Here is a 17838-nt window from a genome sequence, read left to right as displayed (position 1 = left end):
GCCGTGGCGATCTCCACGCTGCTGGTGGCCAACCGGGGCGAGATCGCGGTCCGGATCCTCCGCTCCGCCCGCAGCGCGGGCCTGCGCACGGTCCTGGCCGTCAGCGAGGCCGACCAGGACTCGATGGCGGCGGGCCTCGCCGACGCGGTCGCCGTCGTCGGGCCCGCCCCGGCCCAGAAGTCCTACCTGAACGCGGAGGCGCTCGTGGACGCGGCCCGGGAGCACGGCTGCGACGCGGTGCACCCCGGCTACGGCTTCCTCTCCGAGAACGCCGCGTTCGCCCGCCGCGTCCAGGAGGCGGGGCTGACCTGGGTGGGCCCCTCCCCCGAGGTCATCGACCTCATGGGCCACAAGACCCGCGCCCTGGAGGCCGCGATCGCCGCCGGGGTGCCCGTGCTCGCCGGGTCCAACGGCCCCCTGGAGGGCGACGACGACGCCGTCCTGGCGCTGGCCCGGGAGGTCGGGTACCCGCTGGTGATCAAGGCCTCGGCCGGCGGCGGCGGGCGCGGCATCCGCCTGGTGCGGGCCGAGGAGGACCTGCTGCGCACCGTGGACACCGCCCGGTCCGAGGCCGGGGCGAGCTTCGGGGACACCACGGTGTACCTGGAGCGCTTCGTCGAGCGGGCCCGGCACGTGGAGGTCCAGGTGCTCGGGGACGGCGAGACGTTCCTGCACCTGGGCGACCGCGACTGCTCCCTGCAGCGCCGCTCGCAGAAGATCGTCGAGGAGGCCCCCGCCCCGGACCTGCCGGACGCGGTCCGCGAGCGCATGAGGGACTCCGCCGTGGACCTGGCCCGGCTCTGCCGCTACACCGGGGTGGGGACGGTGGAGTACCTCTACGACCCCGTCCGGCACGAGGCGGCGTTCATCGAGATGAACACCCGCCTGCAGGTGGAGCACCCGGTCACGGAGTTCGTCACCGGCGTGGACCTCGTGGCCGAGCAGCTGCGGATCGCCTCGACCGGGCGGACGCAGCTGCGGCAGGAGGACATCACCTTCACCGGCCACTCCGTGGAGTGCCGGATCAATGCCGAGGACCCGGAGAGGAACTTCCTGCCCAGCCCCGGGACCATCAGCCGGCTCGACTGGCCCGAGGGCGAGCACTACCGCGTGGACAGCGGGGTGCGCGCCGGGGACACCGTGGCCCCGTACTACGACTCGCTGCTGGCCAAGCTGATCGTGCACGCCGAGGACCGCGGCACCGCCGTGCAGCGGATGGGCGCGGCCCTCGCCGCCACGCACATCGAGGGGGTCCGGACCACCGTGCCGCTGCTGCAGCGGCTCGTGCTGGACCCGGTGTTCGCGGCCGTGGAGCACCACACCACCTGGATCGAGACCGAGCTGCTCGGCGGACCGCCCAGCGGAGGGAGCACACCGTGACCGAGACCCTGCACCTGCCCACCGCCCGCTACACCTGGGGCGGGGACGAGTTCCTGTTCGTGGAGTTCGACGAGGCGATGAACCTCACCGCCAACTACCTGGCCACCACGGTGGCCCAGGGCCTCACCGGGCTCGAGCTCGAGGGCGTGGTGGACGTCTGCCCCGCCAACGCCTCCCTGCTGGTGCGCTTCGACCCCGACGTCCTCGCCCCGGAGGAACTCAAGCGCCGCGCCCAGGAGCTCGAGAGCCAGGCCCGCACCTCCACCCAGCACCGGGCGCAGACCCGGATCATCGAGGTCCCGGTCTGGTACCAGGACCCCTACACCGCCGAGGTCGTCCAGCGCTTCCGCGAGGGCTACCACCAGGACCCCTCCGGCACCGACCTCGACTACGCCGCCCACGTCAACGGCCTGTCCGACGCCGCCGAGTTCATCCGCCGCCACCACGGGTCCCCGTGGCTGGTGTCCATGGTGGGGTTCGTGGCCGGGCTGCCGTTCATGTACCAGCTGGTCCCCCGGGAGCGGCAGCTGGAGGTGCCCAAGTACCTCAGCCCCCGCACGGACACGCCCCCGCTGACCGTGGGCCACGGCGGGTGCTTCGCCTGCATCTACTCCGTGCGCGGCGCCGGCGGCTACCAGATGTTCGGCATCGCCGCCGCCCCCATCTACGACCCGGCCCAGGAGCTGCCCGACTTCCGGGACTTCCTCATCCTCTTCCGGCCCGGGGACCTCGTGAAGTTCCGGCCGGTCGACGAGGCCGAGTACCGGTCCATCCAGGAGCAGGTCGAGGCCGGCACCTGGCGGTTCAAGCAGGCGCCCGTGACCTTCGACGTCGAAGCCGCGCTCGCCGACCCCGACACCTACAACCGCACTCTCCTGGAGGCCCTCGATGGCGCTGAGAATTGAGCAGCCCGGGCTGCTGACCACCGTCCAGGACCAGGGGCGGTTCGGCTACTACAACGTAGGCATCCCGCAGGGCGGGGCCATGGACCAGGAGTCCGCCCAGGCCGCCAACAAGCTCGTGGGCAACTCCGCCGAGGAGGCCGTGCTGGAGTGCACCTACATGGGCCCCTCCTTCACGGTGGACGCCCCGACGACGATCGCGGTGGCCGGCGCCGACGTGCCCCTGCTGGTCAACGGGCAGGAGCGCCCGCCCTGGACGCGGATCGAGCTGGCCGAGGGCGACGCCGTGAAGTTCGGGGTGATCCGCGGCGGCGCCCGGTTCTACCTGGCGATCCGCGGCGGCATCGACGTGCCGCAGGTGCTCGGCTCCCGCTCCACCTACGCGATCGGGCGGCTGGGCGGGCTCCACGGCCGGAAGCTGGAGGCCGGGGACGTGGTGCCCGTGGGCGAGCCGACCGGTCTGCTGCCTTCGATCGAGGAGATTCCCGCGTCCCACCGGCCCGCGTCCGGCGGGCCGCTGGAGCTGCGGATCGTGTGGGGGCTCTACGACCACCTGCTCACCGACGAGGGCCGGCGCCGGCTGGTCGAGGAGGAGTGGAAGCTCACCCCGGTGGCCGACCGCATGGGCCTGCGCTTCGAGGGCCCCGGCGTGGAGTGGATCGAGCGGGAGCAGCCCTTCGGGGCCGGCTCGGACCCCTCCAACATCGTCGACGCCGGCTACGCCGTGGGCTCGATCCAGATCCCCGGCGGCACCCAGCCGATCGTGCTGCACCGGGACGCGGTCTCCGGCGGCGGCTACGCGATGGTGGGCACGGTGATCTCCGCGGACATGGACCTGCTGGCCCGGGCCACCCCCGGCACTGTCACCCGGTTCCGGGCGGTGGACCTGGAGGAGGCCCACGCGGCCCGACGGGAGCGGGCCCAGCGGCTCGAGGAGCTCTGGGCGCTGTAGCCGCGGCGGCGCCGTCATCGCCTGGGCCGCCGCCTCCCGCGCTGCTGGCTCCCGGGCCGCTGGCTCCCGGGCCGTCATGAACCGGTCGCGCCGCTGTCGCGTCCGGGGTCCCGCCTACCCTGATGTCTTAAGCGAACTCGGAGGGGGAGGCGCGGGATGGCGAGCAGCGACAGCAACACCGGCGGGGCCACGGGGGTCGGCTGCCTGGCCCTGATCGTGCTGGGGATCCTCGGCTGGATCTACTCCTTCGTGGTCGAGCACTGGGAGTTCTTCGTCGGCGCCGCCGTGGTCCTCGGCTCGCTCACCGTGGTCGTGCTGGTCACCAGGACCCTGTTCCGCAGCACGGTGGGCCGGAAGCGGGCCGCGGCGGCGGCCGCGGAGAAGACCCGGCGGGGCCGGAACGCCGTGCTCGAGGAGTCCCGGCGCGCCGGCCGGAACGACATGCGCACCGCCTGGCTGGAGTGGCAGATCCGCCCCGGGACCACCGCACCGCAGAGCGCCGACGCCGCGTCCGTCGTCGAGCGGCTGGCCGTGATCCCCAAGCCCGGGTGGAACCTGACCCAGCTGCGGATGCACGGGCGCGCCGTCTGGGCCCGGCGCGGCGGAACCGCCGGTCGCTCGTCGCGCGCGGACGTCGAGGCCCGCCTGGACCGGGTGGCCGCCATGATCTCCGACCTCACCGACGAGGAGTTCGACACCCGCCGCGGGCAGACGAACGAGCAGTACCTCTACCACCCGGACCGCGAGGTCCGCGCGGCCTACCTGGAGGGCGGCGCCCAGGGCGTGGAGACCATCATGGGCACCATCACCGCCGCCCGGGCCCAGGCCCGCGAGGACGCCGCCACCCGCGCCTCCGCAGAGTCCCTGGCCCAGCAGCGCAACGCCGCGCTGCGGGCCCTGCGGGAGACCCGGCAGGCCACCGAGAACCGGGACGCCCACGCCGCCTGGGACGAGGAGGCCCGCCGCGCCGGGGAGTGACCGCTCCGGGTGAGCACGCCCAGATCGGCCCCACCGGCCCCGGTCCCCCGGCGCCGGTGACGACTACACTGGGTGCTCAGGACTCGTGGTTCTCGGGGGGACCCACCATGAAGAACACCCAGGGCAGCAGCAGCGCGACCGTGTGGCTCGTCCTGCTCGCCGTGATCGTCTTCCTCGGCCTGTTCCGCTTCCTGATCCTCGGCGGAGTGGTCATCATCGCCCTGGCCCTGCTCGGCCTGCTCGTCTGGCTGAGCGCGGGGTTCATCCGGAGCCAGCTCCGGGCGGCCCAGGAGATCGGGGTCCCGGATACCGGGGCCGGCCCGCCGCCGGTCGTGAACCGGCGGACCGGGCAGCGGGCGGTGGAGGACGCCCGGGCGACCGGCGCGTCCAACATGCGCACGGCGTGGATCTCCTGGCACCTGCGCTCCCTGCCCCCGCAGGACGGCAACCGGGATCCCCGGCTCCTCGCCGGGACGCTGGCCGTGGTCCCGCAGGCGGAGTGGAACGCGGACCGGCTGCGGCAGCACGGGCGGGCCCTGTGGTCGCTGCGCACCAGCGCCCGGGTGCACCACCTGCTCGAGCAGCTGGACGCCTGTCTGGACCGCACGGTGGCCATGATCTCCGACCGCACCGACGACGAGTTCGACACCAGCCTCGGCCAGGTCAACGACCAGTACCTCTACCACCCGGACCGGCAGGTCCGCACCGCCTACCTGGAGGGCGGCGCCCTGGGCGTGGAGGCCATCATGGACGCCGTGACCGCCGCCCGGGCCCAGGCCCGCGAGGACGCCGCGACCAGGGCTGCCGCGGAGTCCCTGGCCCAGCAGCGCAACGCCGCGCTGCGGGCTCTGCGGGAGACCTACGCCCCCACCGAGAACCGGGACGCCCACGCCGCCTGGGACGAGCAGGCCCGCAAGATCGAGGAGTGAGCCCCCGGCGTCACGCCAGCGGAACCTGCAGGCACCGCTCCTCCTCGAGCCAGCGGCACCGGGTCCCCAGCGCGGCGCTGCGCTGCTCCATCCGGGCGGCGATCGCCCGCGCCTCCCGACCCGCCCGCATCACCCGGCAGTCCGCGATCACGGTGGGGACCAGGCGGAGCTCCCGGGGACGGCCGTCCCGGACGTCGAGCAGGAAGACGAACGACTGGTCGTTGCGCTCCTCGGGGTCGACCGCGTAGTCGTCGACGAAGTCCCCGGCGCTGTGGACCACCGGCCGCCCGCGCACGACCTCGACCCCGCGGAAGATGTGCGCGGAGTGCCCGACGACGACGTCGGCCCCCGCCTCCACCAGTGCGTGGGCGAAGGCGCGGTGCTCCTCCGGCACCTCCACGCCCCAGTTGGGCCCCCAGTGGGCGGAGACGACGAGGAGGCCGGTGCGCCGGCGGGTCTCCCGGACGAGCTCCAGCAGCTGCTGCCCACGAGCATCCCCGAGCCGGACGGGCACGTGGAAGATCCCCGGGGCGCCGGGCCCGGCCGCCCAGCGCGGTTCGTTGTCCGTGAAGGCGAGGACCCCGACCGTGGTTCCGGCCGCGGTGAGGAGCGCCGGCTCGCGGGCCGCCGCGGCGTCCGGCCCCGCCCCGGTGTGCCGGATGCCGTGGGCGTCGAGCAGGGGCAGCATGTCCTGCAGCGCGGGGACGCCGACGTCGAGCACGTGGTTGTTGGCCAGGGAGACGACGTCGAGGTGCGCCGCCTCGAGGCTGGCGATGTTCTTGCGGTCGGAGCGGAAGTGGAAGGTCTTGCGCGGCCACGGCGTCCCGCCGTCGGCGAGCACGCACTCGAGGTTCGCGAACCGCAGGTCCGCCTGCTCGAACAGGGGCAGCACGTCGCCCCACGGATAGGCCGGGTCCTCCCGCCGGAGCCGCTCGTTGACCAGGCGGCCCAGCATGACGTCGCCGACCATCGCGATCCGCATGACCCACCCCCTCGGTCTGCTCCCATGGTGCGCCGGCGCCCCGGCGGGGACAAGGCGCGCGGAGGCCTCGCAGGGAACTCGTGGGGGCTACGCGCGGCCCTGGCGCAGGTGCTCCCGCAGGCCCGGGATGGCGAAGCGGACCAGCCCGTAGCCGGCCGGCTCGATCAGCCCGGCGTCGATCAGCCGGGTCCGGTAGTTGCCCACGGTGTTCGGCCGGGCCCCGATCCGGGCGCCGATGTCCCCGGCGGTGGACGGCCCGTCGTCCTCGGCCATGGCCCGCAGGACGTCCAGGTCCCGCGGGGAGGCCGTGGAGAGCGCCGCCTCGATGACCACGCGCTCGTTCCGGCGGCGGGCGGCGGCGACCGCCTGGTCCACCATCGCATCGGTGAGCACGGGCGAGACCTTCTCGGCCTCCTGCCACAGGAAGTATCCCACCAGCTGGATCAGGAAGGGGTAGCCGCCGGTGGCCTCGGCGGCACGGCGGGCCTGGCCCTCGGTGAGCGTGAACCCGCCCGCCGCGAAGGTCTCCGCGTAGGAGCGCTGGACCTCGTCGACGGCGGCGGCGTGCAGGTCGATCCGGTCGGCCCGGCGCAGGAACGTGGCCACCCCCTCGTTGAGCAGGTCCGAGACCGCCGCCGGCAGGCCGGCGAAGAGCAGGGCGACGGGCAGGTCCGCGCGGATGAAGTGCTGCACGTCCGCGGCCAGCTGGGCGATCTCCTGCCGGTCGGCGGCGTGGATCTCGTCCACGGTGATGACCAGGCCGGTCCGCTGCTCCTCCAGCAGGTGCAGCAGGCGCAGGCCCTCCTCGCGCCACTCCAGCTGCTGCTGGGGCGGCAACTGGGTGGTGAAGCCGAAGCCCGCCGCGGTGACGGCGGTGAGCCGCCGGCCCTGGGGCCCGCTGCCGAGCTCCTCGGCCAGCCGGCGCATGGCGTGGCCGATGCGGCCCAGAAAGCCCTTCGTGGCCGTCTCGGAGACCACGGCCCAGCCCTGGGTGCGGGCCAGGTCCTCGGCCGCGCCCAGCATCACGGTCTTGCCCACGCCCCGGGCGCCCGTGAAGATGGTGAGCAGTCCGGGCGCCCCGGAGCGCAGGCGCAGCCCGTAGGCGAACTCGTCCAGGACCCCGGCCCGGCCGATGAGCTCGGGCGGCGACGCCCCGGCGGTGGGCCGGAAGGGGTTGTCCACGGCGCCCCCTGTGTATGTCGGTGAATGGTGTGAATCTTGTGAATCCGGTGCGTCCAGCGTACTCCGCCGGGACCCGGTGTGAGGCGCCGCCCTCATCGCCGCTACATCGGGTCCCGGCGCGTCCCTCCCGCGGAGCCGCTGTGGTCACCGGGGGTGGTGGGACTCCTCGAGCCCGAAGACCGGGGTGGGAAGGCCCTCCATCCGGGCCTTGAGCTGCAGGGCGAGGTACTTGGAGTAGTGCCGGCTCTGGTGCAGGTTTCCGCCGTGGATCCAGAGGTTCTCCACGTTGGTGGGCTTCCACATGTTCCGCAGCTCCCCCTCCCAGGGCCCGGGGTCCCGGGTCGTGTCCGAGCCGTAGCCCCAGCACTTGCCCACGCGGTCGGCGACCTCCGGGGAGATGAGGTCGGCGAGCCACTCGTTCATGGACCCGTAGCCGGTGGCGTGGACGACCAGGTCCGCCGGCAACTCGGTCCCGTCGTCGAGGACCACCGCGTCCTGCGTGAGGTGGTCGACCTGCCCGGAGGCCAGCCGGACCCGGCCGTCGATGATCAGCTGGGAGGCGCCCACGTCGATGTAGTAGCCGGAGCCGCGGCGCAGGTACTTCAGGAACAGCCCGGAGCCGTCCTCGCCGAAGTCGAGGTCGAAGCCGGCCGCCTCGAGCGCCTCGTAGAAGTCCCGGTCCCGCTCGGCCATCTCCTGGAACGCGGGCCGCTGCACGTCCGGCAGGACGCGGTAGGGCCAGGAGGCGAAGAGCATGTCCGCCTGCTCCGTGGTGATGCCGGCCTCGAGGGCCTCCTCGGAGTAGAGCGGCTTGAGGACGAGGTCCATGAGGGAATCGCTGCGGGAGATGTGGGTCGAGGAGCGCTGGACCATGGTGACCTCGGCCCCGTGCTCCCAGAGGTCGGCGCAGATGTCGTGGGCGGAGTTGTTGGAGCCGATGACCACGGCCCGTTTGCCCGCCCAGTCGTCGCCCCCGGCGTGGGCGGAGGAGTGGTGCTGCGCGCCCCGGAAGGTCTCGGCGCCGGGGAACTCCGGGATCCGCGGGTACCCGGAGACCCCCAGCGCGAAGACCAGCTGGGTGGGGTGCAGCACGATCTCCTCGCCGTCGCGGTCCACGACGACGGTCCAGGTCCCGGCCTGCTCGTTCCACTCGGCCGACCGGCACTCCGTCCTGGCCCAGTAGTTGAGCTCCATGATGTCGGCGTAGTGCATCAGCCAGTCCGCGACCTTGTCCTTGGCGGGGAACACCGGCCAGTCGTCGGGGAACGGCAGGTAGGGCATGTGGTCGTACCAGACCGGGTCGTGCAGGTGCAGGGACTTGTAGCGGTTGCGCCAGGCGTCGCCGGCCTTCTCGTGCTTGTCCACCACGATCGTGGGGATGCCCAGGCGGCCCAGCCGGGCGGCCAGGCCGATCCCGCCCTGCCCGCCGCCGACCACGAGGCAGTACGGTTGCTCGCTGCGGCCCAGGGCCTCCTCCCGCGCTCGGCGCCGCTCCAGCCAGGTGGTGCGCTCCCGGGTGATCTCGTGGACGACGCCGCGGTCCCGCCGGGGGCCCTTCTTCTCCTCGAAGCCGCGCAGGTCCTGCAGCGTGGTGAGCAGGGTCCACGCCTTGCCGTCGCGCAGGCGCAGGTAGCCCCATCCGGAGCCGGCGGCGGTCTCGAAGCGCACCCAGCACTCCGTGACGCCGTCCGCCGTGGTCGGTTCGCCCTCGACCTCCCACCCGGAGGGCCGGACGTGCGGCAGGGTCTGCGCGAGCATCCGGCAGATCTGCTCGCGGCCCTCCAGGGTCTTGAGGTTCCAGGTGAAGGCCAGGAAGTCGCGCCAGAAGCCGTCCTCCTCGAACAGTCCCGCAGCCGCGTCCGCGTTCCCGGCGGTGAGGGCGTGCTCCAGGGACGCCAGCCAGGTACGGGCGGTCTCTGTTCCGGCGCGCACTCCGGTGTCGATGTCGGTCATGGTTCCTCCTCCATGTACGCCGGACGCCCGGTGGCATAGGGTCCGGTGTGATGCGTGTCACCACTGTGGAGCCGCGGGGGTTTCCGCGACGTTGCATCAGGACGCACGCGGAGGGCGGGCACCGAGGACGGAGGAGTGCGCTGTGGACAGCTGCGGATCGGCCGGAGCACCGGAACGGGTGCGTTCCGCCTGGGAGCGGTGCGCCGCCCGGGGCATGTCCCGGGACCTGGACGGCCCGCGGGAGGTGCTCCCGGACCACGAGGTGGAGCACCAGCGGGCGCTCTCCCCGCTGGGAGCGCACGTCGATGTCGTCGCCGATCTGCTGGGCGTCGCCCGCGACGCCGCCGAGGCCCGGGTCGCGGTCCTCGCGGGACCGGACGGCACGGTGCTGTGGCGGCGCGGAGGGCGCTCGCCGCTGGGGCGCGCCGACCGGCTCGGGTTCGTCGAGGGCGCCGGCTGGGACGAGCACGGCGTGGGCACCAACGCGATCGCCCAGGCGCTGCGCACCGGAGCCCCGGAGGAGCTGCGGGGAACGGAGCACTTCGCCCGCTCCCACAGCGCCTGGGACTGCACGTCCGCCCCGGTGCGGCACCCGGGCAGCGGTGAGGTGCTCGGCGTCATCGACCTCTCCGGCCCCCGGGGCACCGCCACCCCGGACACCCGGGGCCTGGTGCGCTCGGCCGCGCGCGTCGTCGAGACGCTGCTCGCCGCCCAGGCGCCCTCGCCGCCGCACGCCGCCCGCGGCACCGGCACCCCGTCCCTGGAGCTGCGCCTGCTGGCCGAGCCGGCCACGGCCCGCGTGGGCGGCGGGGACTGGTTCCCCCTGCCGACGCGCTCGGCGGAGATCCTGGCGCTGCTCAGTCTGCGCGAGCGCGGGTGGAGCGCCGAGGAGATGGCCTACGAGCTCTACGGCGAGCGCGGCACCCCGGGCACGGTCCGCACGGAGATCCACCGTGTGCGCCGCAGGATCGGCGCGGTGATCACCACCGGCCCGTACCGCTTCGCCGACCCGACGGCGGTCACCAGCGACGTCTCGCGACTCCGGAGCGCCCTCGAGCAGGGCGACGTGGCCCGGGCCCTGAACATCTACCGGCAGCCGCTGCTGCGGTCCTCGGACCTGCTCACCATCGAGGAGTGGCGCTCCGAGCTGGACCGGGAGACCGCGGCGGCCGTGCGGCGCAGCGGCGACCCCCGGATCGAGGCCCGCTGGTCACACACCGAGATGGGACAGACCTACCGGCACGGGTGAAGCGGGGCGGACGTCGTCCGTGCGGGTTGGTCGAGCGCTGCGCCCGGCCGAGAGAGCGTTTCAGCCGACCAAAGTAGCGAAGACGACGTAGTTGTCGTCGAACTCGCCTGTGAAGGTGTTGTAGCCGTCGCAGGTGATCAGCCGCAGCTCGGGCCGCTCGGTGTTCCCGTAGACGGCCTGGGTGTCGAAGCTGTCCTTGGAGTACTGTTCAGCCCGCTCCACAGTGAACACCGCAGTCGAGCCGTCCTCTCGCGCCACCTCGATGGTGTCCCCCGGCGCCAGGTCGCGCAGTCCGGCGAAGACGCCGGGGCCGCCGTCGGTCGCATTGACGTGGCCGAGGAGGACCGCCGGCCCGCGCTCTCCCGGTGTGGGCGATTGGTTGTACCAGGACGCGGGCGAGCCCGGAATTCCGGGCGGCACGTCCAGCGTGCGATCCTCACGCAGGCCCAGGTGCAGCAGTTCGGACTGGGCTCCGATGGCGGGGATGCGCACGGAGACCGGCACCGACTCCTCCATGGGCACTTGGCTGTCTGCTGACTCAATCGCCGGCCCGGGCGCCGGATTGGAAGGGTTCGCGGACGGTCCCGTGGTCGCGAAAGGGGCAGACGGGGACGATGGGCCTGTCGCGTCCGCTCCCGGATCACCCTCGGATCCCTGGGCGCAGCCGGTGACCAGCAGGGCGGCCACCGCCGCAGCGGCCAGGAAGCCGCTGCGGCGGTCGCGGAAGAGCGTCAGCACGGACACGAAACTTATCCCGTTGCCCTTGCCTGCTGGTTGCCGACGAGCCGTGTCTCAGGCTCGGACGGCGCGGCGGCGGGCCACAACGGTCACGCCGGCCGCGGCCACCAGGGTCAGGCCGCCCGCGAGCGCGAGACCGGGCGCGGCGGACTCGCCCTCGACGCCGGTGTCGGCACCGCCGACCGGCACCTGACCGACCTGGTCGTAGCCCTGGCCACCGTTGTTCCAGTCCTCCGGCACCCAGTCGACGATCTCCTGGTACTGCACGCCGTCGTCCGTGCCGTCGGCGTCGCAGCCGAAGCCGTCCCGGTCGGCGTCGAGGTGCAGGGCGTACGCGGGGTCACCGACGGGGATGTTGACCCGGCCGGCAGCGCGGGCCTCGGTGCAGTTGTCGAAGACGGCAGGGTTCTGGACGACACCGTCCTGCACGACATCGGTGGGGTTCGGCGCGACCGGAGTGTCGGGCGTCGGGAAGATGTAGACCGAAGTGCCGCCGCCCTCGCAGGCGACGCCGTCCTCGTTGCCGTCGAGATCGAGGCTGTAGGCGGCGGACGACGCCGGGATGTTGTAGTAGCCGGCATTGTTGGCGTCCGTGCAGTTCTGGAACATCTGAGCCGAGGCCGGTGCCATCGACAACCCCGTGAACCCGGCGGCGGCCAGTGCCGCCAGTGCTGCTGCAGTCTTCTTCATCGCGATTCCTCCGCAAATGGGTGCATGTGATTCATTGCACACTCATCATAAGGAGGGTGATTGTTTGTCGGTGCAAAGGGACGAAGAAACCGCAAAAAACGGTGTTGGTCAGTGTCGATAACGTTCTTGGCATAGCAATCAGCCTCGACATCCGCGTCCGGCAGGAAAGCTGAGTCCCCCGGTTGGGGGACACAGCACTACTGAAGACCTCCGGTGGGGACGCCCGGCGGTTGGGCCAAGAGGATGCCCCAGGCGCCCTTCGTGACTGTCGATGGCCCTGGTGCACCCGACGTTTTCCAGCTGGTGTGCCGAGGCCCGGGCTGGCAGGAGCGGGTCCCACCCACACGGTGGGACAGGCATTCCATGGTCCTCCCTCCCTCGATCGGCATGACGGTGTGACGACGCCGTTGCGGTCCGCAGCGGCCGCCGGCCCTCACCGGGCTAGGTCAACGGTCCTGGTGAAGCGCGCGCGGTACTGGGTGGTCGAGATCTGGAACCGTGCCGCGAACGTCCGGCCCAGTGCGCCAGTGCCGCTGATGCCGGCGGCGCAGGCGGCCTCGGCGATGCCGCGCCCACCGGCAGACGGGCCCCGGCAGAGGTATGCACCGGCTGCCCGGGCTCACTCGGGCCAGGCGTTGCCCTGGATGATGCGCACGAAGTCCTCCCGGTGGAAGTCGGGGTCGAAGTGGGCGAGCACGTCGTCGTTCATGGTGCCGAAGGTGGTCTCGGGACGGTCGGCCATGCCGTCGTAGAAGGCGCGGAGGATCCGGTTCTTGAAGTCCGGGCGGGGGTGCGCGGCGACGACCTCGGCGCGGTGCTCCTCGGAGATCTGGTCCAGGTCCAGGCCCAGCACGTCGGTCTCGACGCCGAGGGTGACCATGGCGACCTCGGGCTCCAGGTGCAGCGGGATCTCCGGAGTGGTGTGCAGGGCGATCGCCAGCCACACGGTGCGGGCCTCCTCCGCGGAGCGGCCGTGGTCGCGCAGGAACGCCTGGGCCGCGGCCGCGCCGTCGATCTCGAAGCGCTGGTCCCGGGTGCGGTACTCGTCGGTGAGGCCGAGGTCGTGGAACATCGCCCCGACGTAGGCGAGCTCCGGGTCCACCTCGATCCCGCGGGCGGCGGACTTGAGCATGCCGAAGAGGAAGACCCGGCGGGAGTGGTGGAACAGGTTCTCGTCGGCGGCCTTGCGGACCAGCTCGGTGGTCTCGCGGGCGAGGGGCGAATCGGGAACGGTGATGCCGGCGATGGTCTCGGGCACGGTGTCTCCTCTGCTCGGGTGTGGGTGGCGCGCGGAACCGGCCAGGGCCGGTCCTCCCCCACTCTCTCAGGCAGGAGTGCAGCGGGACCGCAGGATGGGGACGCCCTCACCCGTCAGGTCGTCGCAGTACGCCGCGCGGCCGGCCATCGCCATGGTGAGCGCCAGCGTGGTCCCGCGGACCTCCGGGCCGGAGCCGGTCTCGAACGGGCCGTCGGTCGCCACCAGGTGCAGGCCCTCGGCCGTGCTGCGGCTGGGCACGGCGAAGTCCCGGCCCGCGAAGAACCGCGCCACCTCGGTCACCGTGCCGACCGGCGGGGTGCGGGGCAGCCCGAGCGGGCGGCGGATGTCCTGGCCGTGCACGACGACCTCACCCAGCCACGCCGCGGTGTCCTTGGAGGGTGCTGTCCTGCTCCCGGCCACGGCGCGGAACCGCTGGAGCGTCTCGGCCGGCGTGGCACCCCGGTGCTCCTCCAGCCGGCGCTGGTTGTGCAAGCCGGCGTCGAACCGGGCGCCCAGCATGCTCCGGAGCCACCGGAACCGGCCGAGGCTCGCGGCCGCGGTCAGGTGGGCGACGACCTCCTCCACCGACCACCGCCCGCACAGGGACTGCACCGCCCACCGGTCCTCGTCCAGGTCGGCCAGGTCCTCGGCCAGGGCCGCGCGCTCGGCGTGGACGGCGGGCCACAGATCGCTCGCACTGGTGCGCACCATGGCCTTACTCAAGCACATGCCGGGGTGCCGCGCGTGCGGTGTCCGCCGGTCCCGCTAGCGTGGCAGAGGACCCACACCCCCGGGGCAGCACACCGGCCACCCACCGAGGAGCTTCGATGACGAGCACCCGCTTCCTCCACACGAGCGACTGGCAGCTGGGCATGACCCGGCACTACCTCGAGGGCGAGGCCCAGTCCCGGTACACGGGCGACCGCGTGGAGACGATCCGCCGGATAGGGGAGCTGGCCCGCGAGCGGGGATGCGCGTTCGTGGTGGTGGCCGGCGACGTCTTCGAGCACGCCAACCTCAGCCGCCGGGACGTCGGCCGCGCCCTGGACGCCATGGGCGCCGTGCAGCTGCCGGTGTACCTGCTGCCCGGCAACCACGACCCCCTCGGCCCGGGGTCGATCTACGCCCAGGACGCCTTCCAGCAGCTCAAGCCGGACAACGTCGTGCTCCTGGACGACGTCGGCCCCTGGCCCGCCGCCGACGGCGTGGAGCTGGTGGCCGCCCCCTGGCGCAGCAAGCGGCCCGACGCGGACCCGGTCGCCCCGGCCCTGGAGGGCCTGACGGCGGACGGGACGCTGCGGATCGTGGTGGGCCACGGCATGCTCGACGAGCTGGACCCCGACCAGAACTCCCTGACAACCGTGCGCCGGGCGCCCCTGGACGAGGCGCTGGCGCGCGGGGCGATCCACTACGTGGCGCTGGGCGACCGGCACATCCGCTGGCCCGAGGACGGCCGCGGCGCCATCCACTACTCCGGCACCCACGAGTCCACGAGCTTCCGCGAGCACGGCCGCGGGCAGGTCCTGGAGGTTGCCCTGGACGACGCCGGCGCGCAGGTCACCGCCCACGAGGTGGGCCGGTGGGAGCACCTGCGCCTCCAGCGCCGGCTGGACGGCCCCGAGGACGTCGACGCCCTGCGGGCCGAGCTCGCCGCGCTCACGCCCAAGGAGCGGATCATCCTGCAGACCGTGTTCACCGGCACCCTGAGCCTGTCCGCCTCCGCGGCGCTGGAGAACCTGCTCGCGCAGCAGGCGGAGGTCTTCGCGAGCCTCAACGCGTGGGAGCGGCACACCGACCTGGTGGTCGTCCCGGACGAGCACGAGTTCGAGGACCTCGACGTCGGCGGCTACGCCGCGGACGCCGTCGTCGAACTGCGCGAGAAAGCCGCCTCCGACGCCGAGGACGCCCCCGCCGCCGGGGACGCGCTGCGGCTCCTGTACCGCCTCGTGGGAGGACCGACCCGATGAAGCTGCACCGCCTCAAGCTCGAGAACTTCCGCGGCGTGACCGCCCGCGAGATCGAGTTCCCCGACGCCGGGGTCGTGGTGGTCACCGGCCGCAACGAGATCGGCAAGACCTCCATGATCGACGCGCTGGACGCGCTGATCGCCCTGCCGGACAGCAGCAAGAAGCGCACGATCCTCGAGGCGAAGCCCGCCGGCCGGGACGTGCCCGTGCTCGTGGAGGCGGAATTCTCGATCGGGCCGACCCGGGTGGTCTACACCAAGCAGTGGCTGAAGCGGCCCACCACGACCCTGCGTCACGTCTCGGGCGCCTCGGCCGGGCGCACGGTCACCGGCCGCGAGGCCCACGACGCCGCCGAGCAGCTGTGGGCCACCGCCGACACCATCCTGTGGCAGGCGCTGCGCTACCTCCAGGCCAGCGGCCTGGACCAGAACGCCCTGACCGACAGCGCCGCGCTGCGCCGGGCCCTGGAGTCCCGCGCCGGCGAGGCCCAGGGCGACGACCGCGAGGTCACCACCCTGCTGGAGCGCGTGGGCGCGGAGTGCGACCGGTACTGGACCTCCACGCGGAAGAGGAACGCCAAGTTCGTCCAGGCCGAGACCGACTGCCGGGACGCCGAGACCGCCGCCGCGGCGGCCGCCGAGGAGCTGCGCGGCATCGCCGGAGTCGAGGACGAGCTGGCGGAGCTCACCGAGGAGATCGCCGACTCCGGCCGCAAGCTCGCCGCGGCCCGGGCCGAGCGGGCGGAGCTGGACCGTGCCGCCGAGCAGATCGAGGCCGTCCAGCGGCAGCAGCAGGAGGCGCAGCGCCGCCGGGACGCCGCCCAGGGCGAGCTCGACCGCGCCCGCGAGCGCGCGAGCCGCCGCACGGAGCTGGTCGCCGCCCTGGCCGCCGATGAGGAGCGCAGCGCCGCTCTCGCCGGAGACCTGCGCGCCTGCGAGGAGGACCTCGCACCGGTGCGGGAGCAGGCCGAGGAGACCGAGCAGCGCCGCGCCGCGGCCCAGGCCGCCGTGCAGGAGGCCCGGGCGGCGCACCGGTCCGCGCGGGAGGACCAGAAGCACCTCGAGGACGTCGGGCGCCACCGCCGCGCGAGCACGATCCTGGACTCCCTTGAGGCGGTCCGGGCGCGGCTGGCCGAGCTGCAGTCCCGGCCCATCACCGAGATCGACGAGGACGTCCTGGACGAACTCGACCGGGCCCAGCGCGCCGCGGAGCGGGCCGAGGCGGAGCTGGCCGCCGGCAGCGCCCGGGTGGAGCTCACCGCGCTCGGGCACGCCCGCCGCATCGAGCGCTGCGGCGCCACGGAGGAGGTCCGCTCCGAGGAGCCGTGGTCGGTCCCGGTGACCGACGAGGTCGAGATCGAGATCCCCGGCGAGTGGCGGGTGCGGATCTCCCCGGAGCAGGGCATCGAGACCCGCCGGGACGCCGCGCAGCAGGCCGCCGAGGCCTTCGCCGCGCTGCTGGCGCGGCACGGGCTCGGCTCGGTCGCCGAGGCGCGGGCGGCGTGGCGCGACGCCCAGGAGCTGGCCCGGCAGGTGCGCGAGGCCGTGGCGGACCGCGACCGGCTCCTGGACGGCGAGGACGAGAGCCGGCTGCGCGACGAGCGGGACCGCCTCGCGGCGGCGATCGAGCAGTACGGCGAGCGGCGCAGCGGCGACGTGCCGCTGCCGGCGTCGGCCGACGCGGCGCAGGCCACGGTCCAGGCCGCCGAGGACGCCCTCATCGAGGCCGAGGACGCCGCCCGCCGCACGGAGGCGGCCGCCCAGGCGGCCCGGGCGAACCTGGAGAAGGCGCAGACGCGGCTGCACTCCCTGCAGGGTGCGGCCCTGGAGCAGGAGCGGGCCCTCACCGCCGCCCGGGCCCGGCTCGAGGAGGCCCGCCACGACGTGCCGGACGAGGAGCTCGAGCGCGCCGTCACCGCGGCCGGTGCGGCGCTGGCCGCCGTCCAGGAGGAGATCGACGCGCACGAGGCGCACCTGACGGGTCTGGACGCCGAGCGAGTGCTCGCGGACCGGCAGCTCGTGGCCGACCAGGTCGCCGGGCTCGAGCGGCTGCTCACCGACCGGCAGGGCCGCCGCAGCTCCCTGCTGGGCAAGCTCGAGGGCATGGGCCGCGACCGGGTGCAGCTGGTCCACGACCAGGCCGAGACCCGGCTCGAGGCCGCCCGGCGCCACCTGGCCGGGATGGAGCGGCGGGCCGAGGCGGCCCTGCTGCTGGAGCGCACCCTGCTGGCCCACCGCGAGCGCGCCCACGCCCAGTACGTCCAGCCGTTCCGCACCGCGGTGGAGCAGCTGGGCCGGGCCGTCTACGGCCCGGAGTTCGAGGTGCAGGTGAGCGGCACCCTGGAGGTGGAGCAGCGCAAGCTCGACGGCGACTGGCTGCCCTTCGCGGCCCTGTCCACCGGGGCCAAGGAGCAGCTGGTGATCCTCATCCGGCTCGCCACCGCCCTGCTGGTGGACCCGGAGGACGGGGTGCCGGTGCTGCTCGACGACGCCCTGGGCCACTCCGACCCGCAGCGGCTGCGCCGGCTGGCCTCGGCCATCACCACCGCCGGGGAGCGGACTCAGGTGATCGTGCTGACCTCCAACCCGGAGCGCTTCGCGAACCTGCGGGAGGCGCGGCGGATCGAGATGTGAGCCGCGCCGGACTCCGGGAAGGTCGGGCAGAGACATATCCGGCCC

General features: G+C 73.6%; 15 protein-coding genes. 8 read left to right on the top strand and 7 right to left on the bottom strand.

Translation table 11 applies throughout. The annotated features are described in order from the left end of the window. The first annotated feature begins 3 nt into the window (after positions 1–3). The 5 genes from AYX06_RS11835 to AYX06_RS11815 all read left to right on the top strand — a co-directional run bounded on the left by AYX06_RS11835 (position 4) and on the right by AYX06_RS11815 (position 5141). Positions 4–1380: an acetyl-CoA carboxylase biotin carboxylase subunit gene (locus AYX06_RS11835; RefSeq protein ID WP_062735935.1), complete on the top strand. Its 1377-nt coding sequence runs from the start codon at positions 4–6 to the stop codon at positions 1378–1380. Next, positions 1377–2285 carry a 5-oxoprolinase subunit B family protein gene (locus AYX06_RS11830; protein ID WP_084271599.1) on the top strand — a complete coding sequence of 303 codons (909 nt, stop codon included), beginning with the start codon at positions 1377–1379 and terminating at the stop codon, positions 2283–2285. The genes AYX06_RS11835 and AYX06_RS11830 overlap by 4 nt, the downstream gene beginning before the upstream one ends. Beyond that, positions 2269–3234, top strand: a complete 966-nt coding sequence (locus tag AYX06_RS11825) for a 5-oxoprolinase subunit C family protein (protein ID WP_062735934.1) — start codon at positions 2269–2271, stop codon at positions 3232–3234. The genes AYX06_RS11830 and AYX06_RS11825 overlap by 17 nt, the downstream gene beginning before the upstream one ends. 156 nt (positions 3235–3390) lie before the next feature. Next, positions 3391–4212: a hypothetical protein gene (locus AYX06_RS11820; RefSeq protein WP_062735933.1), complete on the top strand. Its 822-nt coding sequence runs from the start codon at positions 3391–3393 to the stop codon at positions 4210–4212. Between the two features lie 107 nt (positions 4213–4319). Further along, positions 4320–5141 carry a hypothetical protein gene (locus tag AYX06_RS11815; RefSeq protein WP_062735932.1) on the top strand — a complete coding sequence of 274 codons (822 nt, stop codon included), beginning with the start codon at positions 4320–4322 and terminating at the stop codon, positions 5139–5141. 10 nt (positions 5142–5151) lie between these two features. Here the strand turns inward: AYX06_RS11815 and AYX06_RS11810 are convergent, their stop codons facing one another. From AYX06_RS11810 to AYX06_RS11800, 3 genes are all read right to left on the bottom strand, one after another. Next, positions 5152–6123: a CapA family protein gene (locus tag AYX06_RS11810; RefSeq protein WP_062735931.1), complete on the bottom strand. Its 972-nt coding sequence runs from the start codon at positions 6121–6123 to the stop codon at positions 5152–5154. Between the two features lie 87 nt (positions 6124–6210). Further along, positions 6211–7305 carry an AAA family ATPase gene (locus AYX06_RS11805; protein WP_062735930.1) on the bottom strand — a complete coding sequence of 365 codons (1095 nt, stop codon included), beginning with the start codon at positions 7303–7305 and terminating at the stop codon, positions 6211–6213. 144 nt (positions 7306–7449) lie between these two features. Beyond that, positions 7450–9258, bottom strand: coding sequence for a flavin-containing monooxygenase (locus AYX06_RS11800; RefSeq protein ID WP_062735929.1), 1809 nt, complete (start codon positions 9256–9258; stop codon positions 7450–7452). A 178-nt stretch (positions 9259–9436) separates the two neighbouring features. Between AYX06_RS11800 and AYX06_RS11795 the strand changes: the two genes are divergently transcribed. Then, positions 9437–10507, top strand: coding sequence for a GAF domain-containing protein (locus AYX06_RS11795; protein ID WP_186815647.1), 1071 nt, complete (start codon positions 9437–9439; stop codon positions 10505–10507). Between the two features lie 60 nt (positions 10508–10567). On the opposite strand, the gene AYX06_RS11790 is transcribed toward AYX06_RS11795, so the two are convergent. The 4 genes from AYX06_RS11790 to AYX06_RS11775 all read right to left on the bottom strand — a co-directional run bounded on the left by AYX06_RS11790 (position 10568) and on the right by AYX06_RS11775 (position 13904). Continuing rightward, positions 10568–11245, bottom strand: a complete 678-nt coding sequence (locus AYX06_RS11790; protein WP_232319296.1) for a class F sortase — start codon at positions 11243–11245, stop codon at positions 10568–10570. Between the two features lie 54 nt (positions 11246–11299). After that, entirely contained in the window at positions 11300–11935 is a 636-nt protein-coding gene (locus tag AYX06_RS20515; protein WP_062735927.1) for an excalibur calcium-binding domain-containing protein, read from the bottom strand. A 619-nt stretch (positions 11936–12554) separates the two neighbouring features. After that, a complete protein-coding gene (locus tag AYX06_RS11780; RefSeq protein ID WP_062735926.1) occupies positions 12555–13193 on the bottom strand; it encodes an HD domain-containing protein in 639 nt (212 codons plus the stop codon). A 66-nt stretch (positions 13194–13259) separates the two neighbouring features. Then, positions 13260–13904, bottom strand: coding sequence for a maleylpyruvate isomerase family mycothiol-dependent enzyme (locus AYX06_RS11775; protein ID WP_147017649.1), 645 nt, complete (start codon positions 13902–13904; stop codon positions 13260–13262). Between the two features lie 116 nt (positions 13905–14020). On the opposite strand from AYX06_RS11775, the gene AYX06_RS11770 reads away from it, so the two are divergent. Then, complete coding sequence (locus AYX06_RS11770; protein ID WP_062735925.1) at positions 14021–15160, top strand: metallophosphoesterase family protein; 1140 nt, start codon at positions 14021–14023, stop codon at positions 15158–15160. Next, positions 15157–17793, top strand: coding sequence for an AAA family ATPase (locus AYX06_RS11765; RefSeq protein WP_062735924.1), 2637 nt, complete (start codon positions 15157–15159; stop codon positions 17791–17793). The genes AYX06_RS11770 and AYX06_RS11765 overlap by 4 nt, the downstream gene beginning before the upstream one ends. The last annotated feature ends 45 nt before the right edge of the window (positions 17794–17838 follow it).

Source organism: Kocuria turfanensis (genome assembly GCF_001580365.1).
Classification (GTDB): Bacteria; Actinomycetota; Actinomycetes; order Actinomycetales; family Micrococcaceae; genus Kocuria; species Kocuria turfanensis.
This window is presented reverse-complemented; position numbering and strand designations above follow the sequence as displayed.